16 protein-coding genes are annotated in these 16,068 nt (G+C 60.2%); 11 read left to right on the top strand and 5 right to left on the bottom strand.

Going from position 1 to position 16,068, the window contains the following annotated elements; translation table 11 throughout:
• Positions 1-19: 19 nt before the first annotated feature.
• Positions 20-685: a hypothetical protein gene (locus U0029_RS00335; protein WP_012418983.1), complete on the top strand. Its 666-nt coding sequence runs from the start codon at positions 20-22 to the stop codon at positions 683-685.
• A gap of 72 nt (positions 686-757) precedes the next feature.
• Here the strand turns inward: U0029_RS00335 and bfr are convergent, their stop codons facing one another.
• On the bottom strand, positions 758-1,234 hold the full coding sequence (bfr, locus tag U0029_RS00330; protein ID WP_012418984.1) for a bacterioferritin: 477 nt from the start codon (positions 1,232-1,234) through the stop codon (positions 758-760).
• Between the two features lie 507 nt (positions 1,235-1,741).
• Between bfr and U0029_RS00325 the strand changes: the two genes are divergently transcribed.
• Positions 1,742-2,038 (top strand): (2Fe-2S)-binding protein, encoded by a 297-nt coding sequence (locus U0029_RS00325; RefSeq protein WP_012418985.1) that lies wholly within the window; start codon positions 1,742-1,744, stop codon positions 2,036-2,038.
• A 60-nt stretch (positions 2,039-2,098) separates the two neighbouring features.
• On the opposite strand, the gene rpoN is transcribed toward U0029_RS00325, so the two are convergent.
• On the bottom strand, positions 2,099-3,502 hold the full coding sequence (rpoN, locus tag U0029_RS00320; protein WP_440898745.1) for an RNA polymerase factor sigma-54: 1,404 nt from the start codon (positions 3,500-3,502) through the stop codon (positions 2,099-2,101).
• A gap of 16 nt (positions 3,503-3,518) precedes the next feature.
• Here rpoN and U0029_RS00315 point away from each other — a divergent pair, with 16 nt between their 5' ends.
• Positions 3,519-4,154 carry a hypothetical protein gene (locus U0029_RS00315; protein ID WP_012418987.1) on the top strand — a complete coding sequence of 212 codons (636 nt, stop codon included), beginning with the start codon at positions 3,519-3,521 and terminating at the stop codon, positions 4,152-4,154.
• 356 nt (positions 4,155-4,510) lie between these two features.
• Complete coding sequence (leuA, locus tag U0029_RS00310) at positions 4,511-6,220, top strand: 2-isopropylmalate synthase (RefSeq protein ID WP_012418988.1); 1,710 nt, start codon at positions 4,511-4,513, stop codon at positions 6,218-6,220.
• Between the two features lie 79 nt (positions 6,221-6,299).
• Here leuA and U0029_RS00305 read toward each other — a convergent pair whose 3' ends face one another.
• The gene (locus U0029_RS00305; protein ID WP_114852118.1) at positions 6,300-7,589 is read right to left on the bottom strand and encodes an amidase; all 1,290 of its coding nucleotides are present in this window, start codon (positions 7,587-7,589) and stop codon (positions 6,300-6,302) included.
• Between the two features lie 179 nt (positions 7,590-7,768).
• Here U0029_RS00305 and U0029_RS00300 point away from each other — a divergent pair, with 179 nt between their 5' ends.
• From U0029_RS00300 to U0029_RS00275, 6 genes are read left to right on the top strand one after another with little or no spacing between them, the layout of a single operon-like run.
• The gene (locus U0029_RS00300; RefSeq protein ID WP_114852119.1) at positions 7,769-8,836 is read left to right on the top strand and encodes a LacI family DNA-binding transcriptional regulator; all 1,068 of its coding nucleotides are present in this window, start codon (positions 7,769-7,771) and stop codon (positions 8,834-8,836) included.
• A gap of 20 nt (positions 8,837-8,856) precedes the next feature.
• On the top strand, positions 8,857-9,855 hold the full coding sequence (locus tag U0029_RS00295) for an ABC transporter substrate-binding protein (RefSeq protein ID WP_012418991.1): 999 nt from the start codon (positions 8,857-8,859) through the stop codon (positions 9,853-9,855).
• A complete protein-coding gene (locus U0029_RS00290) occupies positions 9,855-10,664 on the top strand; it encodes an ABC transporter permease (RefSeq protein ID WP_012418992.1) in 810 nt (269 codons plus the stop codon). Before U0029_RS00295 ends, U0029_RS00290 begins: the two co-directional genes overlap by 1 nt.
• A gap of 1 nt (position 10,665) precedes the next feature.
• Positions 10,666-11,460: an ABC transporter permease gene (locus tag U0029_RS00285; protein WP_012418993.1), complete on the top strand. Its 795-nt coding sequence runs from the start codon at positions 10,666-10,668 to the stop codon at positions 11,458-11,460.
• Entirely contained in the window at positions 11,457-12,443 is a 987-nt protein-coding gene (locus U0029_RS00280; RefSeq protein WP_012418994.1) for an ABC transporter ATP-binding protein, read from the top strand. Before U0029_RS00285 ends, U0029_RS00280 begins: the two co-directional genes overlap by 4 nt.
• Before the next feature lie 16 nt (positions 12,444-12,459).
• On the top strand, positions 12,460-13,275 hold the full coding sequence (locus U0029_RS00275) for a phosphodiesterase (protein WP_012418995.1): 816 nt from the start codon (positions 12,460-12,462) through the stop codon (positions 13,273-13,275).
• A gap of 174 nt (positions 13,276-13,449) precedes the next feature.
• Here the strand turns inward: U0029_RS00275 and U0029_RS00270 are convergent, their stop codons facing one another.
• Together U0029_RS00270 and U0029_RS00265 are read right to left on the bottom strand one after the other, a co-directional pair.
• On the bottom strand, positions 13,450-13,767 hold the full coding sequence (locus U0029_RS00270) for a hypothetical protein (protein WP_114852120.1): 318 nt from the start codon (positions 13,765-13,767) through the stop codon (positions 13,450-13,452).
• A gap of 82 nt (positions 13,768-13,849) precedes the next feature.
• Positions 13,850-14,191, bottom strand: a complete 342-nt coding sequence (locus tag U0029_RS00265; RefSeq protein WP_012418997.1) for a DUF1840 domain-containing protein — start codon at positions 14,189-14,191, stop codon at positions 13,850-13,852.
• Positions 14,192-14,374: 183 nt separating this feature from the next.
• Between U0029_RS00265 and argS the strand changes: the two genes are divergently transcribed.
• Entirely contained in the window at positions 14,375-16,060 is a 1,686-nt protein-coding gene (argS, locus tag U0029_RS00260; protein ID WP_012418998.1) for an arginine--tRNA ligase, read from the top strand.
• Positions 16,061-16,068: the final 8 nt, after the last annotated feature.

Genomic DNA, 16,068 nt, shown 5'->3' with positions numbered 1-16,068 from the left:
GGAGCATACGAGGTTAGCAATGTCTTGGCGTTTATTGTTCGCAACGCTTCTGGTTGCTTTTGGCGCTGCCGCCTGGGGTGGCCTGCAACTGGGTGATTGGCTGGTGGCTCATGCGCCACCCGCCACGGAAAATCCCAACCAGGATAATGGCAATGGCGACCAAGGCATCCTGGACGCCAACGGGCGGCCTTATGTCGCCCAACCCCCGCAACCGCGAGTGGACGGGACCTTGGGCGTGCCGGAACAACCGGCCTCGCGCGAGTGGACGGTCGATACGGTGTCGCTGTTCGACACCAATACCAATCCGGACGTCCAGATTTCGCGTGACAGCATTTCCATGAACGAAGCCCGCGAACTGGCCGCGGAATCCGCCGTGCCCCTGCCCAGCGGCCCCTCGGATGTCTCCACACTGGATTTGCAGCCAGGACTGCCGCCCGGCATTCCGCCCCCCCCGGCGCCGCCGGCTCAACAAAATGGCGTCGCGCGTATCAATCCGCCCGTGATCCTCAACCCGGCCCCTCGCGCCCAGACCCATTGGCAGGAGCAACTGCGCCAGGAATTGAACCATTGCGCCACGACCGGCTTTTTCGAGCGGCCCACCTGCTCCTGGAACGCCCGCAACAAGTATTGCGCGCCGAATCGAGCCTGGGGCACTACCCCGGACTGCCCGCGTCGCCCTGAATAGGCATTCCACGCTCACAAACAACAGGCCCCTTCTTGAACGGAAGGGGCCTGTTGTTTTATGGATGAGGAAGACTCAGTCTTCGGCGTCCATCTGGGTTTGCAGGTAGTTTTGCAGGCCCACCTGATCGATCAGGCCGATCTGGGTTTCGAGATAATCGATATGGCCCTCGGTATCGTCCAGGATGTCCTGAAGCAGATCACGCGAGACGTAATCGCGCACCGACTCACAGTAGGCGATACCGTCCTTGAGCGTTGCCTGGGCGGTCAGTTCGACCTTAAGGTCACAGGCCAGCAACTCGGGCACGTCCTCACCGATCAGCAGTTTGTGCAAGTCCTGCAGGTTGGGCAGACCATCAAGCATGAAAATCCGCTCGATCAGACGATCGGCGTGCTTCATTTCTTCGATGGATTCTTCGTACTCGTGTTTGCCGAGCTTATTAAAGCCCCAATGGCGCAACATGCGCGCATGCAGAAAATACTGATTGATAGCCGTCAGTTCGTTGGTCAGCTGTTTATTCAAAAACTGGATAACCGTTTTATCGCCTTTCATTAATGTGCTCCTGGATCTGGCGGGCCCGCGTCAAGCGCGCAACCCCGGCAGACTAACATTGAGGACAGCAGCGCGCCTAGGGCTTGGCAACATCTGGTAAATCGCTTTGCGAGCGCAACACGAAAGCGATAAACGAATGAGAACGAGTCCTGGTATTTAATGCAATGACGTAAAAATCCTGAATTCATGCGGGTATCCGACGCGCAATGCGTGGTTTTCTTCTTTTATTTCCTCTGTTTTCTTAGCGATATGCCGTCATCAGCATAAAAAAACGCAGGGAAATTTACGCTGAAAATAAACAACGGCCCTCCGCATTTTCAGACAAAACAACCGAAGCACGATCTAAGCAGTGCCTGCCTGGGGCATGCAACTTTCCGGCAGCCTGGCCGGTCGCAGGCAGGCGAAGATGTCCGGCCAAACGGCTTAGTTTGTCCCTTATTTCAACAACTTAGACCTTGCGTTGCAGCATCAAATTTTCTTGCCAAGTGCTTGCACGAGACTTAGTTATTGACGATAATTGTTCTCATGTACGTTTGCATCTGTAATGCCGTAACCGAACGCCAAGTCCGCGCCTGCGTGGATGCTGGCGCCAATTCGCTGGGCGATTTGCAATTCGAGCTGGGGGTTGCCTCCTGCTGTGGTTGCTGCGCCGCGACGGCCAGCGAATACCTTCCCGGCGGACGCGCCTCCAGCGTGTGCGACGTGCGCTCAATCGCCGTGCCGGTCAATACACCGACCGCCATGCTCGACGCCGAACAGCCTGCCGCAAACACCTTCCCGATTCCGCTGGTCGCTGCGGCCTGATCCACCGCAGCGGGCAAGCCCCAAGAAAGCCCGCAGGCTAGGCCTGCGGGCTTTTGTTCTTCAGCCCTGCGCCTTACGCACCGCCGCCGGCGCAATGCGCAAGGCTTCCCGGTACTTGGCCACGGTACGCCGGGCAATCACGATGCCCTGACTGGCCAATCGCTCCATGATCTGGCTATCAGATAGCGGCTTGGCGCGGTTTTCCTCTGACACCATCTTGCGGATATGCGCCTGCACAGCGGTGGCAGAAGCCGCATTCCCGCTATCCGTGGCAAGACCGGTCCCGAAGAAATATTTGAGCTCCAGCGTACCGAACGGAGTGAGCATGTACTTCTGTGTTGTGGCGCGTGAAATCGTGGATTCGTGCAAACCCAACTCAGCTGCAATGTCTTTGAGAATGAGCGGACGCATGGCAGCCGGACCTTCACTGAAAAACGCCGCCTGATGCATCACAATGGCCTGCGACACGCGCAGAATCGTGTCGAATCGTTGTTCGATATTGCGGATCATCCAGCGTGCCTGCTGCAACTGTGCGCTCAGGCCCGCATAGGCCGTTTCTCGCTGGTTAGCCAACATTTGCGCATACAACCCATTGATCTGTAGCCGGGGCATGGCGGCGCTATTGAGCACGGCCTGCCAGCCCTGCCGCGTTTTGCTCACCAGCACGTCAGGCAGCGCATACTCGGCCGCCGGGACGGTCCAGGCCCGACCGGGTCGGGGCTCTAGGCGCACGATAAGGCTGTGGGCGGTGCGCAAGGTCGGTTCGTCCACCCCCAGCACGTCACGCAGGCGCGCCAAATTGCCTGAGGCCAGCAAGGACAGATGCTGCACGCAGATCTCGCGCGCACAACGCAAGATGACAGGGTTGGCGGCTTCGGGCAAACGAGTCAGATCGGGTTGGCGCAATTGCAGCAACAGACAGTCCGCCATATCGCGGGCGCCGATGCCCGGCGGGTCGAAAGACTGCAACAGGCTCAAAGCGACACGCAACTCGTCTTCATCGATCTCCAGCTCCGGCGGCAGCCACTGCAAGATTTCCACCAGCGGCGAGCCCAGATAGCCGTTGTCGTCCAGCTCCTCGATGAGCACCTCAACCAATGCCGCGTCGCGCGGCCCGGCGCGGGTCAGCGCCAGTTGGCCCAGCAAATGCTCACGCAGCGTGTCGGCGCGGGCCTGTTGCGGCTCATCTTCGTCTGGATAGACGCCGCCCGAACCCGGCATTTCTTCCAGACGCGTCTCGATTTCAGGTGAGGAATCATCACTTTCGATGCTTGCCTCGCGCTGCGAGTCCACCTGTTCGGCCGGATTTTCGTCGCGCTCCAGCAACGGATTGTCGGCCAAGGCCAGGGAGATTTCCGCCTCCAGCTCCAATGAGGATAGCTGCAAGAGCCGGATCGACTGTTGCAGTTGCGGGGTCAAAGTTAAATGCTGACCAGGCCGAAGTTCTAGAGCAGGACGAGTCATAGGTACAATATTTTGCATGATGAATCAGACTTCGCCCGAACGCATTCGCCAAGACAGCCGCCTGATAGGTCAAACGCTGCTCAAGCTCACCTTTCCTCGCCTAGTGATGCGAGCAATCGTCCTGGCGGTCATCGCGGTGATCTGGCTTCTGGCCAGTTCCTGGCTGCTCGGTTTCGGCAAGGCTCTGGCCTTCGAGAGCCTGCAGAGCATGGGCCAACAAACTGTCGATATGTTGAATCGCATCAACCCTTATTTCTGGTGGGGTGTGGTGGTCATCTGGTCATTGATCGTCTTTTTCGCCGCGCGCAACTGGCTCTATGCCAGCATGGCCGCCGGCCGCCACCAGATCGTTCCCGGGGCGACGCTGGCGCAATTACGCCCGCAGCTCAGCGAAGAAGTCGTCGATGTGCTGCGCTGGGTCTGGGGTGACCGGGAAGAACCCTTTACTGTGGGTGATCTGCAACGCAGCCACCAGGAACTGCGGCGCAACCGCATCGGCAAAATCGCCCTGGTGCGTGAACAAGCCGCCATTCTCGATCTGCAAGGGGGCCGCGGCGCGGCCGTCCCGACTGAGCGCCCCGACGATCGGGCCAACAAGCGCCCAGAAGATCGTCCCCGTTTTATTGAGCCCCGCCTCGGCGGCGACCGCTGAACCATCGCGCACATATCGGCGCTTGCGGATTTGCACGCCGCGCCGAAATGTGTTTGACTACGGTCTATGGCTACTCAATGCACCGCTCAACTTTCCGCCTTCGGACGCGCCAGCGCCCCGATGTCGGCTGCGGCTGCGTCTTTTCTGGCCATCTCCCTCCTGGGCACTTTCGCTGCCCTAGCGCTACCGCTACGCCTACCGATCGGTTGCCGGGCCTAGTGCCCCGTGGTAGCTCGGCAGCCGTTCGCTCGCCACACGTCTTTCCCCTGTTTTAAACCCTGAATTCGCCTGCGCCGGCCGTCATCCTGGTTCGCCGTGCCCTCGGGATTCAAGACAAACTGATCAAGGTGTATCGAATGCTTGCCAACCCCGCCACCAAATACGTGCCATTCCAGCCCTTCGCCCGTGATTTCTCCGAGCGCACCTGGCCCAGCCGCCGTATCACTCAGCCGCCCATCTGGATGAGCACGGACCTGCGTGACGGCAATCAAGCGTTGATCGAACCGATGAGCGTGGAGCGCAAGATGCGCTTCTTCGAGCAGTTGGTGAAAATCGGCTTCAAAGAGATCGAGGTCGGGTTTCCTTCCGCCTCGCAAACCGACTTTGATTTCGTGCGCAAGCTCATCGAGGAAAAGCGCATCCCCGAAGACGTTACGATCATCGTATTGACTCAGGCACGCCAAGACCTGATCGATCGCACTGCCGAGGCCGCCGCGGGCGCCAAACAGGCCATGATCCATCTCTACAACGCCTGCGCACCTGCCTTTCGCAAAATCGTCTTCAATATGAGCAAAGACGAGATCAAGAATATCGCCGTGACGGGCACACGCCTGGTCAAAGCAGCAATGGCGCGTTATCCGCAAACGCAGTGGCGCTACCAGTATTCGCCCGAAGTCTTCAGCACCACCGAACCGGAATTCGCACTTGAAGTGTCGAATGCCGTGGCCGCCGAATGGGATGCCACGCCCGCGCGCAAAATGGTCCTTAATCTGCCGGCGACCATCGAAGCTACTACGCCTAACCTGTACGCCGACCAGATCGAATGGATGCACAAAAATCTGGCTCGCCGCGACAGCATTATCCTGAGCGTGCACCCGCACAATGACCGCGGCACCGCCGTGGCCGCCGCCGAATTCGCCGTCATGGCTGGCGCCGACCGTATCGAGGGCTGCCTGTTCGGCAGCGGCGAGCGCACCGGCAACGTCGACCTCGTAACCCTGGCCTTGAACCTCTATACGCAGGGCGTGCATCCCGGCTTGGACTTCTCCGATATCGACGAAGTCCGCCGCTGCGCCGAGTACTGCAACCAGTTGCCGGTACATCCGCGCCACCCCTATGCCGGCGATCTGGTCTTTACCGCTTTCTCGGGTTCGCACCAGGACGCGATCAAAAAGGGCTTCGCGCAACAGCAGGCCGACGGAGTATGGGAAGTCCCGTACTTGCCCATCGACCCCGCCGATCTGGGCCGCAGCTATGACGCCGTGATCCGCGTCAACAGCCAGTCGGGCAAAGGCGGCGTCTCGTATTTGCTCGAACAAGAACATGGTCTGGTCTTACCGCGCCGCCTGCAAATCGAATTCAGCCGCGCCATTCAGCGCGTCACGGATGAAACCGGCCGCGAAGTCACCAGCGAAAGCGTGTACTCAATCTTCGCGAACGAATATCTCGAACAGCACACGCCCTGGAAACTCGTCCGTCACCGCATCGACGGCAATCCCAGCGCGGGTGTGGGCAAGCAGTTCACGATCGAGGCCGAACTCGAATACAACGGCGAACGCCGCATCGTGCACGGCAGCGGTGATGGCGCCATCTCGGCCTTTGTCGCGGCACTGGACGTACCCGTGCGCATCATGGACTACCATGAGCACGCCATCGGTACCGGTACTGACACGCGTGCGGCCAGCTATGTCGAAATGCGCATCGGCGATTCGCCCACCGGCTTTGGTGTGGGCATCGACCGCGACATCGTGACGGCATCCTTCCAGGCGGTCCTGTCCGCCGTCAACCGCCACATCCAATCACAAGGCGAGTCCGTAAGCGCAGACGACGCGGCCGTTACGGCCTGACGCCCCTTCGTTTACCGTCAACAAAAAACCGGTCAGCTCAAACTGACCGGTTTGTGCTTACACAGCGGCGGCCCCGCGCTTAGCACTCGCCTTGCAGCACGGGATGCATCCAGCGCGCAGTGGAGAGCAGCTTGTAATCTGCATGCGGCGGCCCCAACACCTGCAGCCCCACCGGCAGCCCCTGCGGCCCCGACGAAAACGGCAGATGAACCGCCGGAAAACCGAGTAGGGTCCAGACACGGCAAAACAAAGGGTCACCCGTACCCTGCTCAAGGAAAGGCGCCTCGCCCGTAGTGCTGGGCACCAGCAGCACGTCATACTGGTCAAACCACTGCAAGGCCCGTGCGCGGGCAAGGGCAGCGCGCGTCAGCCTCTCCTGGTGATCTTCGGCGCGAATGGCGGCGCCCGCGTCGAGCAGCGCCAGCAGGCGCGTACCTAATTGCTGACGGCAACGCGTGCGCTCAAAGGCCAGCCCCTGCGCGGCTTCGAATGCCATGACATCGGCATGCAACTGCACCAGGCTGCAATCCTGGACTGGCAGCTCGATATCCTCGACCACGGCGCCGGCGCGTGACAATCGGCGGGCAGCATCCTCGTAAGCCTCGCGCGTTTCCGCCTGAGCATGACGCCATTGGAAGGTGCGCAGCATGCCGATGCGAGGCAGGGAGACTTCCGGCAGCTCACGCAGACGCTCATCCCCCATCAACACCGAAACCAGCAGCGCCATGTCCTCAACGCTACGAGCAAAACCGCCAACGGTATCCAGGCTTTCGCTCAAGAGCTTCATGCCGGCGCGTGACACGCGCCCAAAGGTCGGCTTATAGCCGACTACGCCGCAATAGGCAGCCGGGCGTATCACCGATCCGGCCGTTTGCGAACCAATCGCCAACGGCACCATCGCATCGGCCACGGCGGCGGCCGACCCGCTCGATGATCCACCTGGCGTATAGGAGGTATTACAGGGGTTGCGTGTCGGCCCGGGCTGATAGGTGGCGAACTCTGTTGTCACCGTTTTGCCCAACACCAAGGCGCCCGCCTCGCGGCAGAGCGCCACGACGGCTGCATCCGAATCAGGCTGGTGTGTGCTGTAAATTCCCGAGCCATAACACGTCGGCAGGTCATGCGTGTCAAAGATATCTTTAACACCCAGTGGCAAACCATGAAGAACGCCACGCAGACTCGCCGCATCCAATGCCTGAGCCTGCGCGATCACTTGCGCCGGGTCCAAGGCCGTCCAGGCCCGCACGGCAGGTTCCCGCTGTTCGATGCGCGCCAGACAGGCACGCGCCATTTGTACCGCGCTCAACTCACGGCGCTGCAGTCGCTTGACGGCTTCCAGCGCGCCAAGCTCATTCAGTGCTTTCGCCATCCCCAATACCCCATGTCGGTCGTACGTCATTGTGCAATGCCGACGTATCAACTCGGAGTGTAGAAGTAAGCACCGGCCATCTGCAAAATTGCGATAACACAAAAACTACGTCTCACCGGTGATACCAGAGATTTCTTAGTATCTGATTCGTATTTAGCATTTCATAAAAAACAGAGGCAATGACATATCTTTGTCACTCTATAAAAGCATTAATGCTGCCCTCCGTCGTGACATCGAAAGCTTCGCTTCGCACTTCCATTGTCGAAATCGCTCGTAAGGCAGGTGTCTCAACAGCCACCGTATCCCGGGCTTTCAACCGCCCCGAATTACTTAGGCCTGAAACTCGACAGCACGTGGAAAAAATCGCCCTGGAACACGGTTTCAGGCCAAATCTGGTCGGGCGCAGCCTTAGGCAAGGCGCGACAAGAACACTGGGCGTGTTGTTGCCCACGCTAAACAATCCCGCATTTGCAGAGTGTTTCGATGGCGCTTGCCGCGATGCACAAAAACTGAACTACAGCATCATGGTTGCAACGACAGACTATTGCACCAAGACTGAACTTGAAAGCCTGCACATGTTGCTGGACCATCAAGTCGATGGCCTTATCCTGACGCTCGGTGGCGCTCAGGAATCCGAAGCCATCAAGGTATTGCGAGAAGAAAAAGCAATGCCTTACATCCTTGCCTACAGCACGATTCAAGGTGTGCCTTCGGTCAGTATCGACGATCAACTCGCCGGACGAGATCTGGCCGAATACGTCGCGAGCTTCCAGCACAAGAACATCGCCTTTCTGTCGGGCCCGCTACATACCTCAGACCGTGCAGCTAGACGCCTGCTGGGTGTGCGTCAGGTGGCACGGCGGCTCAAACTGAGCCGCTTTTGTCACTATGTCTTGCCTTCGCACACGCAATGCGAACCGCAGTTGGTGAAAAACTGGCTTTCATCCAATCCGCCAACGGCCATCATCTGCTCCAACGATCTTCTGGCGCTCTCGCTGATGTCGCAGTTGCATGCGTTCGGCATCCGAATCCCGGACGACATTGCCATCTGCGGCTTCGACGGCATTGTGTTCGGCGCCATGTACACCCCTCAGTTGACCACCGTATCCCAGCCCAGTTCCGATATCGGGCGGATCGCCTGCCAAAAACTGCTTGCCTATCTCAAGCAGCACATCCCCCTGACCAGTACCGTGGTGCCACACCGGATATTTCCTGGTGCCTCGGTTGGTGTTCATTCCCCACATTGATTCCGAGGAGCTGCATCAGCATGAGAAGATTCCTGACTATTGCCCTGACCGCCTTGGCCCTAGTCGGTACAGAGGCCCAGGCAGCTAACGCCATTTGCTACAACTGCCCTCCCGAGTGGGCCGACTGGGGCACTGCCCTGAAAGCCATCAAGGAGAAAACCGGTATTAATGTACCGGCTGACAACAAAAACTCCGGTCAAGCATTGGCTTCTCTGGCGGCCGAGCGGAAAAACCCAGTAGCCGACGTCGTGTATTACGGCGTGACCTTCGGCATCCAAGCAGCAAAAGACGGTCTGGTGCAAGGCTACAAACCCGCGCACTGGGACGAGATTCCAACGGGGATGAAAGACCCTGATGGAAAATGGTTCGCCATTCATTCCGGCACGCTGGGCTTCATGGTGAATGTCGATGCGCTAAACGGCAAGCCCATACCCAAGTCGTGGGCGGATCTTCTCAAGCCTGAATATCGCGGCATGATCGGCTACCTCGACCCCGCCTCGGCCTTCGCGGGCTATGTCGGCGCCATAGCGGTAAACCAGGCGATGGGCGGCTCGCTGGACAACTTCGACCCCGGCATCGATTGGTTCAAGAAACTGCAGGCCAACAAACCGATTGTTCCCAAACAAACCGCTTATGCGCGCGTGCTGTCAGGTGAAATCCCCATCCTGATCGACTATGACTTCAACGCCTACCGCGCGAAGTACAAAGATCACAGCAATGTCGCCTTTGTGATTCCTGCCGAAGGCACCGTGGTCGTGCCTTATGTCATGAGCTTGGTAAAAGGTGCGCCCGATCCCGAGAACGCGCGCAAAGTCCTGGATTTCACACTTTCCGACGAAGGGCAGGCGATCTGGGCAAACGCCTTCCTGCGTCCCGTTCGCGTATCGGCCATATCACCCGAAGCACAGGCCAAGTTCCTGCCAGCGAGCGAGTACGCACGCGCCAAACCCGTCGATTACGAAAAAATGGCTCAGGTCCAACGCGGATTTTCTGAGCGCTACAGCAACGAGGTCAACTGATGTCGGGGCGCAGCTGGTGGTGGCTCGCTGCGCCCGCCGCCGCGGTTTTTCTCGCATTCTGGCTGCTGCCCATGATTGGCCTGGCCTGGGCGGGTTTTTCCGTGCGCGACGGCGAGTCCGCCTATCTGACGGTGCTGACACACTCGGCATATTGGCGCAGCCTGTTCAACACGGTCGCGCTCTCATTGGGGTCGACCCTGATCACGCTTGTGCTGTCATTGCCTGTCGGGCGCTTTCTGGCCTGGCGTCCGGTGTTTCCTGGCCGCCGCCTGCTGATGGCCATGCTGGTATTCCCTTTGGCTTTTCCTGGCGTGGTGGTGGGTTTTTTTATTATTTTGATGGCTGGCCGCCAAGGGATTATTTCCGCCATAAGCCGCTGGCTGACGGGCGAGCCTGTCGTGTTCGCCTATGGCATGGGCGGGCTGTTTCTCGGTTATCTGTATTTCTCTTTGCCGCGCACGATCGGCATGATTTCCGCCGCCGCGCAAGGCATAGACCCCAGCCTGCTCGAAGCGGGGCGCAGCCTGGGAGCCTCGCCGTGGCGACGCTTCATCGATATCGAGTTGCCCGCACTCATGCCAGCACTGACAGGGGCAGGCGCGATCAGTTTCGCCACCAGCATGGGCGCATTTGGCACGGCTTTCACGCTGGCCGCGCAGATCGATGTACTACCCCTGACGATCTATAACGAATTCACCAATTACGCCAATATCCCCGTGGCGGCGGCGCTTTCGATCCTGCTCGGCGCGGCGTCCTGGGCCGTCATGTATGTCGCCCATGCGGGCGCTCGGATGGGAGCCACGGCCTGATATGAGCACCCTGTATTCCCGAGCCGACGCCCGTCTGGGATTCGCCCTCACGCTGGCGGTGGCTTCCTTTCTTATCGGACCGGTCATCCTGTCGGTGCTGGCAGGACTGACCCGCAATTACTTCATTGGCCTTTCCAGCGGTTTGACGCTGCGCTGGATAGAACAGGTGTGGGCGATGTACTCGGACACGATATGGCGCTCCCTATTCATTGCGAGCGTGACGCTGATCATCTGCGCTGCGCTGGGGGTGCCGCTGGCCTGGGTATTCGCGCTATTGCCCGGGCGCCTGAGCCGAGCCTGCGAAGAGCTGCTTACCCTGCCGGTTGCCGTTCCCGGTCTGGCCTCGGCGCTGGCCCTCATCATTTCCTGGGGCACGGTATCGGGACTGCGCGGGAGTGTCTGGTTCATCGTGATCGGGCATGTGCTCTTCACGCTGCCTTTCATGGTTCGGGCGGCACGCGCCAGCATGGATGCCGGCCTTGCCATCCTTGACGAGGCAGCCGCCACGCTGGGTGCTTCTCGCACAAGGCGATTTTTCAGCATCGTCGTGCCCAATGCCATGCCGGGAATTCTCACCGGCGCGCTCAGCGTGCTTACCTTGTCTATTGGCGAATTCAATCTCACCTGGCTGCTGCACACGCCGCTCACCACCACATTGCCTGTGGGTCTGGCTGATAGCTACGCCTCCATGCGTCTGGAGGTGGCGTCCGCCTACACGCTCGTCTTTCTTCTCATGCTGTTGCCACTTATGGTGGGCCTGCAATGGCTTGCACGTTCACACTCGAGGATCAGATGACACACTCCGTACCGATTACGCTGGAACAGTGTTCCAAGACCTGGCCCGACGGCACACGCGCATTGCATCCGCTGGATTTGCATATCGCCGGCGGCGAGATTCTCGCCTTGCTGGGTCCTTCCGGCTGCGGCAAAACCACCTTGCTACGGATCATCTGCGGCCTGGAGGAGGGCGATGCGGGCAGCCGCGTATTCTATGGCGACGAAGACGTCACCGAGCTTCCGCCTGAAGAGCGTGGCGTCGGCGTGGTGTTTCAGAACTACGCCTTGTTTCCCAACATGAGCGTGGCGCAAAACGTGGCCTACGGCCTGCGAGTGCGCGGCGTTTCCAAGTCGGAACAGGAAGAGCGCGTCAGCGCCATGCTTGAGCGCGTTCGCCTGCAGGACTACGGCGAGCGCCGCATTTCGCAACTCTCAGGCGGCCAGCGTCAGCGCGTGGCGCTGGCGCGGGCACTCGCCATTGAGCCGCGTGTACTGTTGCTCGACGAGCCGCTCACGGCACTGGACGCCAAGTTGCGCGAACAACTTAGACTGGAGCTGGCGCAAATGCTGCGGGGCCTGAACATGACCACGGTCATCGTCACGCACGATCAGGATGAAGCCATGATGCTGGGCAACCGCATTGCCGTGATGTCGGCCGGAAAAATAGAACAGGTCGGCAGCGCTCACGCCCTATTTACACAGCCCGCAACCGATTTCATTGCGGGCTTTTTTGGCACACTCTGCCAGTTGCGCGCCGATACGCATGAGGGCAGGGTGATCGCCGGGGAGCGCCAACTGCGTTTTCGTCCGCATCACGCCTGCCTGCATCCGGCGCATGCCGACGCCTTGCCGGCCCTGATCGAATCTCGCTTTTTTCTAGGCACTTCCATCCGCTATGAACTCACGCTGCCAGACGGGCAACGTTTCAGCGTGATGGCGCCGCCCGACAGCCTTTTTCAAGCTGGCGAGAAAGCCAGCGTCGCGATCCTCTCCGAGCTCTGACCATCTTTTGCACCACATGCTTATCGCCCAAATCTCTGACTTGCACATCCGTCTTCCCCGCCAGAAAGCCTATCGCGTCGTCGAAACCGACCGTTATCTGCCGCCTGCCGTCGCGACGCTGAATGCGCTGGACCCGGCCCCCGATGTGATCATCCTCTCGGGAGACCTCACAGATTTCGGCCGCCCTGCGGAATACACGCATCTGCGCGAACTGCTGGCGCCGTTGCAGACGCCGTTTTATCTGATGCCTGGCAATCACGATGCGCGCGACAGTTTGCGCGCCGCCTTTCCAGACCACCCTTATCTGCAAGGCGAGTTCATACAGTACACCGTGGAACATTTCCCCTTGCGACTCATCATGCTGGATACGGTGGAGCCGATGCAAAGCCACGGCGTGCTTTGTGCGCGGCGCTTGAACTGGCTCGAGGAACGTCTTGCCGAGGCGCCGGGACGACCAACCCTTATCGCAATGCATCATCCGCCTTTCCAAACAGGGATCGCGCATATGGACAAGATCGGACTGCTGCAGGGAGCCAAGGAGCTGGAGGCTTTGGTTCGCCGCTATGACAACATCGAACGCATCGTCAGCGGTCATTTGCACCGAACCATTTTCCAGCGCTTTGGCGGCACCATCGCTTCGACCTGCGCATCCACGGCGCATCAAGTGGTGCTGGACCTGCGACCTGAAGGTCCGTCCGCCTTCAACTTTGAACCGCCTGCCTACCACCTGCATCTGTGGCGTAACGGACAACTGATCACCCACCATGCGTATATCGGCAACTATCCCGGACCCTACCCCTTTCACGAGGACGGTGAGCTGATCGACAACTGAGCGATGCGGCTCATGCTTACGAAGCGCGAGGTCAGTTTGCCTAATGGTTAAAGCGCCGCCCCCCCGGGAACAAGGTGCAGGGACGGCTGATCATCCCGCATTCGGTGGATGCCCAGCCGATCCTGCTGCACGCGAGGCCATGTCCGCGTCAGGATCTCCTTCTGTGGGCCGAGATCAATAGCCGACAGACAGGCCCGGCAAATCCACGATGACACGGGGCTTTTCGAGCGCAAGCGCGGTGTTTGCGGCGAACTCGTGCGCCTCTTTGGCGTCACTCGACAGGGTGTCATAGCCCAGCGCATCGGCCACGCCCATGATCTTATCCAGCAATAACACCTTGCCACTGGGGCGTAGCGGCTCGCATCCCAGCATTTCCCAAGCGCTGTCGAACCAGTCGCGGGCGGCCATCGCGGCTTGGCGCGAAGGTTCCACCTGAACATTGAGGTCGAGCGAACGGCGGGCGTCGAAAATCACGGTGACGTCGCTACGCATGCAAAATCTCCTGGGAAAGGTTGGAGAGCAGTATGCAGAAAAATCCGGCCTGGCATTGTCGGGCGGATGACATTGGCGGACCTTACCAGCCCCGGCTGACGCTCCAGGTCAGGCTGGCACGGGCGGCCAATGACTGGCGCATCATGTCCAGCAAAGGGTAGGCGCGCTGCTGTAGGCTCACCTCACGATCTACGGGATGCACCGGCTCTTTGTCGGGGTGATCCTCATCGTCGGCCGGCGCGGACTGCCTTGCGATAGCCGCCTCCAGCGCGGCGATGGCCGCAGGCAGTTGTTCAGGCGTGAACACCCCCTGTTCGGGAATGTGGTCACTATCCAGTTTGCCGATTAATTGAAGAAGCGGCGCCGCATCCGAGGTTCGCATCAAAACCTCGGCAGTGGCCTTGGAATGGAAGGTGATCAGCATCTTGTGTCTCCCGACAGGATAATTTCATACACTACCCGATCAGTCCCCCATCTGCCAACTCAGGCCAGCGCCGCCCGCAGGCCGGGAAAAACCCCGGTTCGCGCTATCATCTAGGCACTTTTCGCGCGCTCGTCCGGCCTACCGAGGGGCGCCGCTCTCTGACATCAATTCTGCCAATTGCCCATGCTCCCCGAGCAACAACAACACCTCATCTCTCTGCTCGCCCGCGCTGTCGCCGGCATTCTGCCCGAGGCCAGCCCCGACATTCTCCTGGAACGGCCCAAAGTCGCCGCACACGGCGACGTCGCCACCAATGTGGCGATGCAGCTAGCCAAACCGGCGAAACGCAACCCGCGCGAACTGGCGCAGGGCATCGTCGACGCGCTGTTGGCCGATCCGCAAGCGCGCGCCATTGTCGATAGCGCCGAGATCGCCGGCCCCGGCTTCATCAATCTGCGTTTCACGGCACAGGCTCGGCAGGCCGTCGTGGCGGCCGTGTCCGCGCAAGGCGCGGCCTTCGGCCGCGCCGCACGCCGGGACGAGAAGGTGCTGGTCGAATTCGTCTCGGCTAACCCGACCGGCCCGCTCCATGTCGGCCATGCCCGCCAGGCTGCGCTGGGCGACGCCATCTGCCGCCTGTTTGACGCCAGCGGCTGGGACGTGACCCGCGAGTTCTATTACAACGACGCCGGCAATCAGATCCAGAATCTAGCCATCAGCGTGCAGGCGCGTGCCCGCGGCATCGGCCCGGACGCCCCGGAATGGCCGGCTGACGGCTATAAGGGCGACTACATCGCCGACATCGCCCGCGACTACCTTGCCCAGGCGTCAGTGCAGGCCGCCGATGGCGAGCCGGTGCAGGCCAGCGGCAATATCGACGACCTGGAAGATATCCGCGCCTTTGCGGTGGCCTATCTGCGCCGCGAACAGGATCTGGACCTGCAAGCTTTCGGTCTGAAGTTCGATAACTTCTTTCTGGAAAGCTCGCTCTACACCTCGGGCCGCGTCGAGCGCACGGTCGAGACCCTGATTGCCAAGGGCCATACCTATGAGCAGGATGGCGCGCTCTGGCTGCGCACCACTGAGCTGGGCACGGGCGATGACAAAGACCGCGTCATGCGCAAAAGCGAGGGCGGCTATACCTATTTCGTGCCGGATGTCGCCTACCACCTGGCCAAGTGGGAGCGCGGCTTTCACCACGCCATCAATATCCAGGGCAGCGATCATCATGGAACGGTAGCCCGGGTGCGCGCCGGCCTGCAGGGTCTGGAAGAGGGCATTCCCAAAGAATTCCCCGCCTATGTGCTGCACAAAATGGTGAAGGTCATGCGCGGCGGCGAAGAGGTCAAGATCTCCAAGCGGGCCGGCAGCTACGTCACCATGCGCGACCTGATCGAATGGGTTGGCCGCGATGCGGTGCGCTACTTCCTGATCCAGCGCCGCGCCGACACCGAATTCGTGTTCGACATTGATCTGGCCCTGTCCAAGAGCGACGAGAATCCGGTCTATTACATCCAGTACGCCCATGCCCGCATTTGCAGCATGATCGCCAGTTCGGGCCTGGATGACGCCACCATTGCCGCCGCCGACGCTGCGCGCCTGACCGCGCCGAGCGAATTTGCGCTGATGCAACGTCTGGCCGAATTCCCGAATGTGGTGAAACTGGCCGCCCAGGAATTGGCGCCGCATCACATCGCCTTCTGGCTGCGTGACTGCGCCTCGGACTTCCACGGTTGGTATAACGCCGAGCGCGTGCTGGTCGACGACGAGGGCCTGAAGCAGGCCCGCCTGCGTCTGGCGGCCACCACGCGGCAGGTGCTGGCCAATGGCCTCGCCCTCCTGGGCGTGACGGCGCTCGAGCGCATGTAAGCCCCTCC

Source organism: Bordetella avium, from assembly GCF_034424645.1.
In the GTDB taxonomy this organism is placed as follows: domain Bacteria; phylum Pseudomonadota; class Gammaproteobacteria; order Burkholderiales; family Burkholderiaceae_B; genus Bordetella; species Bordetella avium.
This window is presented reverse-complemented; position numbering and strand designations above follow the sequence as displayed.

Coding starts and splice junctions, on each gene's coding strand:
- bfr (WP_012418984.1), bottom strand. CDS start 1,234: ATGAAAGGCGATAAAACGGTTATCCAGTTTTTGAATAAACAGCTGACC.
- leuA (WP_012418988.1), top strand. CDS start 4,511: ATGCTTGCCAACCCCGCCACCAAATACGTGCCATTCCAGCCCTTCGCC.
- U0029_RS00295 (WP_012418991.1), top strand. CDS start 8,857: ATGAGAAGATTCCTGACTATTGCCCTGACCGCCTTGGCCCTAGTCGGT.
- U0029_RS00285 (WP_012418993.1), top strand. CDS start 10,666: ATGAGCACCCTGTATTCCCGAGCCGACGCCCGTCTGGGATTCGCCCTC.
- U0029_RS00335 (WP_012418983.1), top strand. CDS start 20: ATGTCTTGGCGTTTATTGTTCGCAACGCTTCTGGTTGCTTTTGGCGCT.
- U0029_RS00300 (WP_114852119.1), top strand. CDS start 7,769: ATGACATATCTTTGTCACTCTATAAAAGCATTAATGCTGCCCTCCGTC.
- U0029_RS00275 (WP_012418995.1), top strand. CDS start 12,460: ATGCTTATCGCCCAAATCTCTGACTTGCACATCCGTCTTCCCCGCCAG.
- U0029_RS00290 (WP_012418992.1), top strand. CDS start 9,855: ATGTCGGGGCGCAGCTGGTGGTGGCTCGCTGCGCCCGCCGCCGCGGTT.
- U0029_RS00280 (WP_012418994.1), top strand. CDS start 11,457: ATGACACACTCCGTACCGATTACGCTGGAACAGTGTTCCAAGACCTGG.
- U0029_RS00265 (WP_012418997.1), bottom strand. CDS start 14,191: ATGCTGATCACCTTCCATTCCAAGGCCACTGCCGAGGTTTTGATGCGA.
- U0029_RS00305 (WP_114852118.1), bottom strand. CDS start 7,589: ATGGCGAAAGCACTGAATGAGCTTGGCGCGCTGGAAGCCGTCAAGCGA.
- rpoN (WP_440898745.1), bottom strand. CDS start 3,502: ATGACTCGTCCTGCTCTAGAACTTCGGCCTGGTCAGCATTTAACTTTG.
- U0029_RS00270 (WP_114852120.1), bottom strand. CDS start 13,767: ATGCGTAGCGACGTCACCGTGATTTTCGACGCCCGCCGTTCGCTCGAC.
- U0029_RS00315 (WP_012418987.1), top strand. CDS start 3,519: ATGATGAATCAGACTTCGCCCGAACGCATTCGCCAAGACAGCCGCCTG.
- argS (WP_012418998.1), top strand. CDS start 14,375: ATGCTCCCCGAGCAACAACAACACCTCATCTCTCTGCTCGCCCGCGCT.